The following is an 11,739-nucleotide window of genomic DNA, read 5'->3' as shown; positions in this document are numbered from 1 at the left end:
AAGCCGCGGTCTGTGGCGATCGGCAGCACGGCTGACCAGCCGGCGGCATTGGATCAAAAACAACGGCACGTACGCGGTTTCTCACGGCGCCGGCTCCACGCCGCGGCCCGCGGCATGGGCCAGCAGCGTGTCGACATAGGCACGGGTCTGATTGTCGGCCGCGCCCTGCTTGGCTTCGTGCAGGGCCTTGCTCAGGGCGAGGCGGTTTTCCTCGCTGCGTACGGCCTCGTACGCGCCCAGCCGTTCCATGGCCAGGGCCAGCGGATAGATGTCGTACTGCTGCAATGCCGGATAGGTCTCGCAATCCTTGAGCGCCTTGTGCACGACGGTGCGGGCCTCTGCGATCTTGCCGTTATCGATCAGCGTCGCGGCGAAAACGACGCGGAACAGGAAAACGTTGAGATCCGAGGGCAGCCACACCCGTTCAGCGATTTCCAGGCTGCGGCGTCCATAGTCTTCCGCGGCAGCCAGCTGCCGGCTATGGCTGTACAGACTGGCAAGATTGAAATAGCTGCGCGCCACGTGCGGGCCGTCCGCACCGAGCTGGTCGCGGCGGATCGCGAGTACCCGCTGTTCCCGCACGAGGGCGGCCTCGAAGTCGCCACGCTCCTGCTCCAGCGAGCGCTGTATGGACAGGGCATCGGCGTAGCGCAGCGAATTGGCGCTGAACAGCTTGCCTGCCAGTGCCAGCATGGAATCGCTGTATTGCTGCGCGCGGGCCACATCGCCCTGGTAGAGATAGCCGCTGGCGAGGTCGCGCAGACTGCTGTAAACGGCCGGCGACTCCTCGCCCAGGCGTGCGCGGCGCAGGGCGAGCAGCTGTTCGCTGTCGGCGATGCCCTCCGCGCGCTTCCCCGCCACCCACAGCGTGTCCGAGCGCTGCTTCAGGCGCTGCTCGCGCAGTTCGGGACTGAGCACCGCCGGCGTCATCGCATCGATGCGCTGCAGCGCCGCCTGGCTGTTGCCTTCGTCGTAATCCAGCCGGGCCTGGGCCAGATCCCAGCGCGCGCGGGCCTGCACGTCGTGCGGCCTGGCCAGCGCCGGCGCGATCACCGCGCGGGCCTCGTCGAAGCGGTTCAGCGCCTGCAGCAGGCTGACCCGCAGCAGGTCCAGCTCGTCGCGCTGTTCCGCCGGCAGCGCGGCGTCGTCGATCTGCGCGATCACGGCCTCGGCTTCCTTGGGCAGGCCCAGCTCCAGGTGGACGCGCGCGACCGTGCCCAGCACGCGGGCGCGCGAGACCGGATCCAGGTCGGTGCGCGCGCGCGCCTCGCTGGCGACGCGCTCGAATACTTCGCGCGCGGTGGTGTCCTTGCTGCCGGGATTGTCGCTGCTGCCGCCGTGCAGCGCGGAGAGGATCAGGTCGGTCATCGCATCGGCGCGGCTCTGTTGCGCCAGCGTCGCCAGCTGCTGGCGCCAGAGCAGGGCCAGTCCGGTCACGCCGCCGAGCAGTATCACCGCGCCCAGGGCCAGCGCCAGCCGGTGCCGGGCGAAGAAGCGCCCGGCGCGATACAGCGCATTGCCGCGCCGCGCCAGCACCGGCCGGCCGGCGAGGAAATCGCGCAGCTCGCCGGCGAGCTGGTCGACCGAGACGTAGCGGTCCGCCGGTTGCTTGCGCAGGCAGCGCAGCACGATGAGGTCGAGATCGCGCGGAATCGCCGCCACGCCGCCGGCGCCGCTGCGCCGGCTGGGCGGCAATGGATCGGTCTCGCAGATCATGCGTTCCAGCTGCGCCGGCGTGAGCCCTTCGCGTGCGAATGCCGGCACGCCGGCGAGCAGCTCGTACAGCAGTGCGCCCAGGCCGTAGACGTCGCAGGCCGTGGTTATCGCTTCGCCGCGCAGCTGTTCCGGCGCGGCGTGGCTGAGCGAGACGAAGCGCTGGGCAGCGCTGGTTTCTTCCACATCGACAGCGCCGAGCTGGGCCGAAAGCGGCTTGGCGATGCCGAAATCCAGCAGGCGCGGCCGGCCTTCGCGATCCACCAGCACATTGCCGGGCTTGATGTCGCGATGCACGATCATGCTGCGATGGGCATGCGCCACCGCATTGCAGACTTCCAGGAACAGCTGCAGACGCCGGCGCAGATCCAGGTTGTGCTCGCGCGCATGGCGGGTGATGGTTTCGCCGTCGACGAATTCCATGATGGCGTAGGGGCTGCCGTCCTCCAGCTCGCCCAGGTCCAGCATCGCCGCGATATTCGGATGCTGCAGCAGGGCCAGCACCTGCCGTTCCAGGCGGAAGCGCGCGCGCGTGGCCGCGTCGAGCATGTCGCTGCGCACGACCTTGATCGCGACCTGCTGCGCCACGCCGCCGGCGACACGGTTGGCCAGGAATACGCTGCCCATGCCGCCCTGGCCCAGTACGCGGGTGATCTCGAAGGCGCCTATGCGCCGTCCCAGCCAGGCCGCGGCGGCTTCCTCGCCCGGGCTGCGCAGCGGACGCACGGTGAGGTCGCCCACATCGGCGTCGGCCTGCAGCAGATCGCGCAGCTGACGCCGCGTGGTTTCGCCGATCTCCGCGCAACCGGCGAGGAAATCGTCGCGCTGCTCCGCCGGCAGCTCGGTCAACCGGTCGAACAACTGCCGTAGACGCTGAAACGCCTGCTGCGTCATATCCCGGGCCCCCTTAGCCCGTTGCCGCGCCGCTTTGGGCCGCGTGGCCTTGCCCACTTCCCGAAAGGCACGGATCCCGTTCCGCCGCGCGACTTCCGGCCGTGCGGAGCCTTTCCTCGATTGCCCGTCGCGAACTGCTTGCGGCGGCAGGTTCCAAATTACATGCTGTGATTGCGCTATTTACGCGATTGCAACCGCAATTCCACAAAACCGCAGGCGCCATTGCACGGGCGGCCGCCGCGCAGGGCTGCGGGTTTTCGGGTTGCCGGCGCCTTTCCGCATGATTCCGGCGTCGCTGCCGCCGGCTCTTGCCCGGCCGGCTTCATGACGGCTGGCGCAACTGGTCGGTCAGCCAGGCCTTGGCGAAACGCCAGCTGCGCACCACCGTCGCGCGCGAGATGTCACAGGCCGCCGCAATTTCCTCCGTACTCAGGCCGGAAAAGAACTTCAGCTCGACGATGCGCGCGCAGCCCGCATCCACGGTCTCCAGCCGGTTGAGTGCCTCGTGCACGCCCAGCCAGTCGATGCGCAGGTCTATGCGGTCGGAATCCTCCACGTCTTCGGCCAGCTCCAGCGGCACGAACGGCAGATCGCCGCCGCGCTTCCCGCTGCCCCGCGCGCGCAGATGGTCGATCAGGAAATTGCGTATCGCCCGCGCCGCCACGGCGTAGAAATGGCCGCGGTCGTTGTAGTGCATGTGCTCGGCGCGGGCCAGCCGCGCATAGACCTCGTGCGCCAGCTCAGTCGCGCACAGGGTCAGCTCGTCGCTGGAGTTGCGCAGCCGCGCCCGCGCGATATCGCGCAGCACCGGATAGACCGTACGCATCAGCTCGCCCTCGGCAGCGCGGTCTCCCTGGCGCCAGCGGCCCAGCAAGGCAGTGATCTCGGGACTTGGCGGGGGACTGCTCATGGATGCCGGCGCAGTGCCGGGCCGGTAACGATGTGGCGGACGTAACGCGAAAGGTAACGTGGTGAGGGCGGATGCTACAACTGCATGGCGCTAGTTTGCTGAGGCGTGGTCTGCGGTGTCGTTTGTATTTTGTTAAGCAGTTGTCGATTTGGGACATATAGAGCGTGTGCGAGATCTGCGCCCCGGAATGGCCGGCGCGCAGATCGTGTTGCTGGACTGAATTGAAGGCCTATACGGATCTAGGCTGATGTCAATCGTCTTGTGCGTCTGTCGCTGGACTGTATCAGTGAACATCCTGGATACACCTCCAGCAGTGTCTGCCGTTTCTACATCAGAATCTTGCCTTGATTACCAGGCAACAAGTCCCAGGGCGTGGCAGGAGGCTGGTCGTCGGACCATCCACTCGGCCATCCAAGCGCTTTGCAAGGGTCAAATGGGAAAAGCTCCTCGATATAGGTAATAAGCAGTTCTTCCGCAACAAAACCACCAAGCCCAACGAAGGCTACTCCTGCGCTTCCCGCTGTGCCGGCTACAACTACAGTCGCAACACAACCGGTCACGCAGACTTTGGCCGCTTTGCAAGGATCTGGCCTGCAGCGTTTGTCGCATTCGCGCCAAGAGCCGCCATTCCACATTCCCAGGCCAACGCAAATGGCGTGGCTGCCTACTATCCCAGCGACGCAACCTCCGCCGCACGCAAGAGCGCCTGTAATGATCGGATTCAAGCCATGAGGATCGCTTAGCCGCAACGGGCTCGCGCCCGCATATTGGTAGGTATTCCAGCCTCCGGCAATGCCGATCGGATCGCTCTCGACATAGCGCCCCGTGGCCGCGTCGAAATCGCGGAAGACGTTGTAGGCAAGACGCAGGTCTTCATCCTGCCATTGTCCGGGATAGCGCAAGTCCAACGGTTTTCCGTTTGGCGACAGCGCCGGCGCATGTTCGCCAAAGGAGGAGCCCAGGAATGACCATTCCCATTCCTTGGAGTTCGTCGAAGCGGACGCAGTTACGCGCGGAGTTCCCAGATGATCGGTCTCGATAAAACTAGGCGCGCCGTCGCGAATCTGGGCTACCGGCAGATCGTCCAGATAAATATAGTCGATGAAGTTCTGTGCTCCACCGTTGCCGGTTCTGTCGCGATAGTTTGTCAGTACCTTGGCTTGTTCGTTGAAGACGTAAACATCGACATCGGTCGAGCTGGCGAAAGAGCCGCTCTTGTGTACGCGCTCTCCCCGGCCGGTATAAGAATAGTCGACCTGACTGTTGCCTGCGCTCGCTTTGATGAGACGATTGTTGTCACCGTAGGTCAATGTGGTCCCATCGCTACGATCAACGATATTACCGACGTTGTCGTGTACCTGGTTGACATTGTCGATAGCCGAAATTCTGTGCTTGCCCGCAACGTATGAGTAGTTCTGAGTGGCGCTTCCGATTCTTTTTCGAGTGCGATCGCCGCCGCGAGTATAGTCGTAACCCTCGAGCAGGGTTCCGTTCGCGTTCGTGACCTGCGTCAGGCGGAACAGGCGGTCATAGGCATAGTGACGATCCGGAGTTGTAGCCCCAGTAGTGCCGCTGGCACTGACAATGTTTCCGACAACGTCCGTTTGCAGATCAAGCACGAGGCCATCGGAAGCAGAACTGGCAATGCTGTCGATGGCGTAGTCGGTGTCATAAACCTTCGCAAGCGTGCGTCCATTGCCGAACGTCAGCACATTAAGGGGGCCGAACGGGTAGTAGGTCGCTGACGTCACGATGGCAACTGAAGGGGATTGTGCCGATGCCTGCCAATTGATCCCGACGACCCGCCCCGTTGTATCCCTGGTGTAGTGAACTATGCTCCCGCTGGGATACACGATTCGGTTGATCCTGTTGTCATTGTCATAGGCATACTCGATCGTAAAAACGGCGCCGTCCGTATTTTGCACTTTCCGGATCACATTCCCGCGGCGGTCATAGCAAAAGATGGTGCTACCGCTGGCATCAGTGAGGCGCGTCAACCTGGATATCGGAAATGAAATCGGGCAGCCTGTCGCCGAATTGCTCTCTTCGTAGACTTGGCTTACGTTCGAGGAGGAATCCGGATAGCTGATCGAGCGCAGACGATTCAGCGGGTCATAGGTTTTCTGCACCAAGATGCCCCTGCTATCCGTTTCGCTGATGCGGTTGCCGGCAAGATCGTATTCGTAGCTGGTGTGTCCGGTGTCCGGGCTGTTGACGCCGGAGCGGTTGCCGAGTCCGTCGACAAGGAACGTCGTGACGAGATTGTCAGGGTCCTTGACGGATCGAATTCGATCGGCGCCGTCATAGCCTATTTCGACCGTCGCATTTGCCGTCTGGGGATTTGTGCCGGCGACATCGTGGATGGTGCGGACAAGCCGATTCAGGGCATCGTAGTCGCGCTGGAAGCGACTTCCCGCGCCGTCGTCAAACCGGACAGCGTTGCCGTTCGGATCGAAACCGTCCTGGTATGCGGTCGTGTCGTATGTGCTGGAGTCCTGCAGCGGGATGCTGGCAGAGTTGAGCGTTTTTACAGGGCGTCCGAGTACATTGTAATGCCGCGCTATCCTGCGCTTCAGCCCCTGGCCTGGTATAGCTGCATCGTAGGTTGAATTGAAAGTTTCTTCCTTCGTGCGTTTACCCGAAGCATCCAGCGTGTACCTGGTACGATTTCCCAGATTGTCCATGATTTCGGTAAGACGATAGGCGTCATCATAGGCGTAGCTGAGATAAGCGCCATCGGCGTGAGCCAGCCGGGTGATCAGGCCGACATCATCGTAGGTGATGGTCATTGTCCCATCATCAATGTTGTTCGCACCGCTTGCGAGAGCACGAACCCTTCGCGAGGTGGCCCAGCCGCGCCAGTTGTAGGCGAGATCGATTAACGTGCCGTTGGGATCGCGGCTGCGTAACAGTCGGCCAGCCTTATCGTAGGTGACGTTTTCTCTTACATGGCCAAGTGCATTGGTGACTGTGTGCAAATCACCCTTGCTGTGGCACGGTCCTTCGGGTGAGCCGCAGCCTGATTCGTCCGTGGTTGGGTAGTAGGCTTTGGTAGCAATGTCATCCAGCCCGTTCATGCCTGGATCGCTGGTCAGGCGTGGGCCATTCATCGTCTTCTCCAACCCTACGATCGGACACGTCGAATTGCTCGCCGCTACATCGACAGCCTCGCAATAGGTATAAGTCCAGCGCCGAACTTTGGCGTCAATGGACGGAGCGATGCTATCGCTGCAGGTGTAGCCCATCGCCGCCGCATCTTCAGGCGCTATCTCGCAGCGCGCGGTGACCTGCCCGCGACTGTTGTAAGCCCACTGCGTCTTGGCCTCGAGCGCGCCGCTGGCATTGCGCAGCCGGCGTTCGACCGGCGCGCGCACGATGCCGTGCCAGTCGGTTTCGGTAGCGCGGACATAGCTGGACGGGCTGACAGCGGCCAGACAGCTGTATTGCCAGCCGTTCCAGCCCAGCGGTGCTGCGCTGGTGCTGCCGGCGAATGGTGAAGTCGACCAGCAGGTGCCGCCGACGCAGCTGGATCCGTAGGCCGAACTGCTGTAGGTCGATGGTGGCGGACACCCCATTGCCGCGGGAATGTAGCCCTCGCGGCGAACCAGCTCCTGGCCGCGGGTGTTGTGGTCATAGTCGGTGATGGTGCCGCGGAAGTCGGTGGATTGGCTCAGATTGCCGTTGCTGTCGTAGGTCCGTGTGGTCTTTTCCAGGTTAGTTGCGGTGCAGGACGTCGCGCTGCAGCGGGTGGTTCCGGCGTCGCGCAGACGTCCGTCGACAGCGACATAGCGGCGCCGGGTTATCGCGCCGAGTGCGTCCGTCAGCGTGGTGAAGGAGGTCGCGTCGTTGAAGTGGCCGTAGTATTCCAGGCTGAGCTTGTCTGCCTGGTTGCTGCCGTGCCATTCCTCAACGGCGCGGCCGAAGGCATCGTAGCGATAGCTGGCGTAGCGGCTGCCGTTTTCATCGATGATGCCGGTGAGCAGATCCCAGCCGTTGGTGGGATATTGCGTCAGAGCTGCCTCGTTGTAGAGGTATTGGCGCACCTTGCTGTCCGGACGGATGACCCGGACGAGGCGTTCGCGATCGTTGAATTCATAGGTATGGATCTCACCGGCGGGATCGGCCACGTCCACATGCCGCGGTTCGAGCTGGCCGTTGACATAGGCCGCCGCGGTATAGCTGATGACGAGGCTGCGGCCGAAGGCGTCGGTGACCCGCACCGGCTGCCAGTTGCCGTTGTAGTCGATGGTGGTCGCCAAACCGGCTCGGGTGACGATGCTGAGCAAATGTCCGGCGGCGTCGTAGTGCTCGATCTCGTCTTTTTCGTTGGTGTAGCGCCAGCCGGTGCGCTGGTTCTGGCTGGTGACTTCCTCAAGGATTTCCCAGGTGTCTTCGCGGCCTTTCCACTGGCCGTTGACCAGCTTGAAATGTGTGTATTTGCCGTCAGGCCGCACGGCGTGGGCGAGGCTGATGTTGTGCGGCGGCCCCGAGGTCTCGACCACGATGGAGCGCTGGTAGCTGTGGCGCCAGGTACGGCCGAATGGATTGGGCGGCTGGTTGCTGCCCGGAGCGGTGTAGAAGCCGGTGCTGGAGTAGTAGCGCGCGAATTTCAGCGAGCTTGAGCTGTTGGCCGCAATATCGACTTCCATCTGCAGTTTCTGGCCGTCGCCGCAGTCGATCGGATTGCCGGCAGGGCAGATCTTGCCTTCGATCTTCTTGCAGGGGCCGTTGACTGGATGGACTTCCGCATAGCCTGGCGGACACTCCACCCAGCGCCGGCAGGAGCTGGCGATGCCGCGGCCGCTGGCGCAGGAGGCAACCAGGTTCTCCGGACAGGAGCCGTCGGGCGGGTTGCTCGACATGTAGCCGTCGAAACCGGTGGACCAGTACTGCGCCACGCCCAGCTTGAAGGTCAGCGACTGCTGCGGCGGACTGCAGACTTCCATGCGTGGTTGCCGGCAGGTTGGGTTGACGGCAGCTTTCCAGTTGTTCAGGAAGGCCTGCTGTGCCTCGCCTTCGGTCTTGCAGGTGCCTGTGACGGTGGTGTAGTCGATCTGGCACGGCGGATCGGAGGTATACACGTAGCCGGCGGCGATACAGGCCGGCTCGCCCTGCAGCGGATCGACGCACTCCGCGTCGCCGCCTTGGGCCTTGCACTGCGAGTTGATCTGGGCAGTTGCGCTGGCGGCCATGAAGAGGAAGGCCAGCGATGCCAGCGCGGCAGCAACGCTGCATGACGAGGCCGGGCGTTGTGCTTCTGCGATCGTGATTGCTGTTGCCGGGGAGGCGGCGTTGATGTGGGGGCTTGGCGGATGGCGCGGATCTGGAGGAAACCTCATGGATTGTTCTCCGGCTGAAACGGCCGCAGGAGGGCGGCCGCTGCGGTGGTAACCGCTGTTCCGGATGAAACATGATCATCGGCGCACCGCCTGAGAACGTTCGGCCGCGGGTGTGCGAAGGTGCTACCGCCGCCCTGGCAGGCAAGCTAGTGCCTATGGTGTTGACCGGGACTGGATGCGAGACGGGGCTTCCCGCGTGGCACGTGGACTGCCGACATGCGCCGTATAGCCGGACTGCCGCGGCCCGGATCAGCAGTGCATCCCAGGCGTCACGTCACCTCAGTCAGGGGAGCCTGCAGTCGCTGCCGGCGTCGGTTCGATCCCTTTGGTCTTGAGCTTAAGCAGGAAGTCGCCGAGCGTGCGTTTGTAGCTGATGCCTTTGCCACCGGCGATTGCCTCGTCCAGCGCCTTGATCAGCGCAGCGCGGTTCGCCTTGGACGGATCTCGGCTGTAGTCGCCGTATCTGTCGATCAGCAGTCCCAGAAGATAGATTTCCTCGGTTTTCAGCTCCGGATAGGTATCGGCGCTGTTCAACGCGACGCGGGCGACTTTCTGCGCCTCGGCGGGGCGATCGCTATTCATGGCGAGATGGACGGCAAACCCGAGGCGGAACAGAAACAAGTTTCCGTCCGAGGGCAGCCAGACGCGTTCCGCATTGCTGATCGCCTTGCCGAAATGAGCGTCGGCCTCGGCGTACTCTTCCAGATAGGTGTGGAGTCCGGCAAGGTTGAAATGTGACCGGGCCAGCGCAGGGTTGGGCTCGCCGTACTGCTCGCGTTGTATGGCGTTGTTCCGATATTCGTATTCGAGCGCCTTTTTGTAGTTTCCGCGGTAACGCTCATACAGTTGCGCGGTGCTGAGGGCTCTGCCGTAGCGGACGGAATTTTTGTCGAACAGCCGTTCTGCCAGCGCCAGCTGCTCGCTGTTGAGCGGCTCGGCCCGGTCGAAGTTGCCTTCGCGCACTTCGGCCACAACCATCTGTCCCAGGGTTTCAAATACTGCTGGCGACTCCCGTCCCAGGCGTTTGCGCTGGGCGGCCAGCAGGCGGTTGAATTCCTCCAGCGCCTCGGGACGCCTGTCCTGCGCGAGCAGGATCTGCGCGCGCAGGTTGAGGCGATCTTCGCTGGTTTCCGCGTCGATTTCCTGGGTTGGTACGGCATCGATCTTCTTCAGTGCGTCGTCGATCTTGCCCTGGTGGAAGTCCAGCTGGGTATCTGCAATCTGCCACGGGATCCGCTGTTGCGGGCTTGCAGCTTCGGCAAGGCCGGAGGCGATGATCAGGCGCGCTTCGTCATAGCGGGCTGCGGACATCAGCACCCGCGCCCTGATGTTGCGGGCCTGATCGCGCTCCCGTGCGGAAAGGGCTTCGGCGTCGAGCCGGTCGAGCAGCGCCTCGGCCTGTCTGGGCAGACCCAGCTCCAGATCGATGCGGGCGATGGCGCTGATCAGGCTGGCGCGCGACTGTGGCGACAGATCCGGCTTGGCCTGGACCTGCCCGGCGACCCGCTCGAACACTTCGCGGGCGGAGAGATCGCGTGCGCCTTTGCGCGAGGGATCGGCCGAGCGCAGCGCGTCGATGATCAGCCCGGTCATTTCGTCGGCGCGCAGGCGTTGCTCGGTGGTGGCGCGGTTCTGCTGCGCGAGCAGGAGAAAGCCGACCGCGGTAACGCCGACGATGACGGCCGACAACGCGACCGCGCTGCGATGGCGGCTGACGAAGCGCCCGGTGCGGTAGAGGAAACTGCCGCGGCGGGCCTCAACCGGGCGGCCGGCGAGGTAGTTGCGCAGGTCCTGCGCCAGCGCCTCCACCGAGCTGTAGCGGTCGGCCGGCTGCTTGCGCAGGCAGCGCAGGGCGATCAGGTCCAGGTCGCGCGGCGGTGCTTCGATGCTGGCGTCGGCGGCGCGGCGGCGCGAAGGCGGCGGCGGATCGACTTCGCAGATTTCCCGCTCCAGCTGGCCCGGCGTGCGGTCGGCGGTGGAGAAGGGCGGCTGGTCGCACAGCAGTTCGTACAGCAGCGAGCCCAGGCCGTAGACATCGCAGGCGGTGGTGATGGCCTCGCCCTTGAACTGCTCCGGCGCGGCGTGGCTGGGCGAGAGGAAGCGCTGTGCGGTCGCGGTCTGCTCCACGTCGATGGCGCCGAACTGGCTGATCAGCGGCTTGGCGATGCCGAAATCCAGCAGCTTGACGTGGCCGTCGGCATCGACCAGCACATTGCTGGGTTTCAGGTCGCGGTGCACGATCATGTTGCGGTGGGCATGGGCGACGGCGTCGCAGACCGCCAGCAGCAGGTGCAGGCGCTGGCGCAGATCCAGGCGTTTCTCGCGCGCATGGACCGTGATGGGCACGCCATCGACGAATTCGATCACCGCGTACGGGCTGCCGTCTTCCAGCTCGCCCAGGTCCAGCATGCTGGCGATATGCGGATGGCGCAGCAGGGCCAGCACCTGGCGTTCGAGGCGGAAGCGCGCCAGCGTGGTCGCGTCCAGCTGCTCCGGATGCACGATCTTGATGGCGACCTGCTGCACGATGCCGCCTTCGCTGCGCTCGGCCAGGTGCACGCTGCCCATGCCGCCGCTGCCGAGCTGACGCCGCAGGGTATAGGCGCCGATGCGCTCGCCGCTGCGTCCGGCGTGCGCATCCGCCAGCTGATAGGCGGTGTTCATGGCGCTGCGCACGGTCACGCCGGCCAGCTGTTCATCCGATTGCAGCAGTTGTTGCAGCTGGCGCCGGGTATCGGCGCCCAGATCCTGCTGGGCGGCGAGGAAGGCTTCGCGTTCTTCCGGCGTCAGGTCGGCCAGGGCGTTGAACAGGTGGCGCAGGCGCTGGAAGGTGGCTTGTGGCATGGGTTTTCTCGTCCGTTTGCGCGATCCCGGATGGTTGCC

The 11,739-nt window shown here is 64.0% G+C and carries 4 protein-coding genes; all 4 read right to left on the bottom strand.

Annotated features, from left to right (window positions below):
- Positions 1-81: 81 nt before the first annotated feature.
- The 4 genes from NM961_RS01380 to NM961_RS01365 all read right to left on the bottom strand — a co-directional run bounded on the left by NM961_RS01380 (position 82) and on the right by NM961_RS01365 (position 11,700).
- On the bottom strand, positions 82-2,607 hold the full coding sequence (locus NM961_RS01380; protein WP_255910441.1) for a serine/threonine-protein kinase: 2,526 nt from the start codon (positions 2,605-2,607) through the stop codon (positions 82-84).
- A gap of 322 nt (positions 2,608-2,929) precedes the next feature.
- Positions 2,930-3,517, bottom strand: coding sequence for an ECF-type sigma factor (locus tag NM961_RS01375; protein ID WP_255910440.1), 588 nt, complete (start codon positions 3,515-3,517; stop codon positions 2,930-2,932).
- A gap of 326 nt (positions 3,518-3,843) precedes the next feature.
- Entirely contained in the window at positions 3,844-8,856 is a 5,013-nt protein-coding gene (locus tag NM961_RS01370; RefSeq protein ID WP_255910439.1) for an RHS repeat-associated core domain-containing protein, read from the bottom strand.
- A gap of 279 nt (positions 8,857-9,135) precedes the next feature.
- Positions 9,136-11,700, bottom strand: a complete 2,565-nt coding sequence (locus tag NM961_RS01365) for a serine/threonine-protein kinase (protein WP_255910438.1) — start codon at positions 11,698-11,700, stop codon at positions 9,136-9,138.
- Between the last annotated feature and the right edge of the window lie 39 nt (positions 11,701-11,739).

The sequence above is a fragment of the Tahibacter harae genome (assembly GCF_024437735.1).
GTDB lineage: Bacteria > Pseudomonadota > Gammaproteobacteria > Xanthomonadales > Rhodanobacteraceae > Tahibacter > Tahibacter harae.
The sequence above is the reverse complement of the archived record's forward strand: the minus strand, read 5'-3'. Positions and strand labels throughout refer to the sequence as shown.

Coding starts and splice junctions, on each gene's coding strand:
- NM961_RS01380 (WP_255910441.1), bottom strand. CDS start 2,607: ATGACGCAGCAGGCGTTTCAGCGTCTACGGCAGTTGTTCGACCGGTTG.
- NM961_RS01375 (WP_255910440.1), bottom strand. CDS start 3,517: ATGAGCAGTCCCCCGCCAAGTCCCGAGATCACTGCCTTGCTGGGCCGC.
- NM961_RS01370 (WP_255910439.1), bottom strand. CDS start 8,856: ATGAGGTTTCCTCCAGATCCGCGCCATCCGCCAAGCCCCCACATCAAC.
- NM961_RS01365 (WP_255910438.1), bottom strand. CDS start 11,700: ATGCCACAAGCCACCTTCCAGCGCCTGCGCCACCTGTTCAACGCCCTG.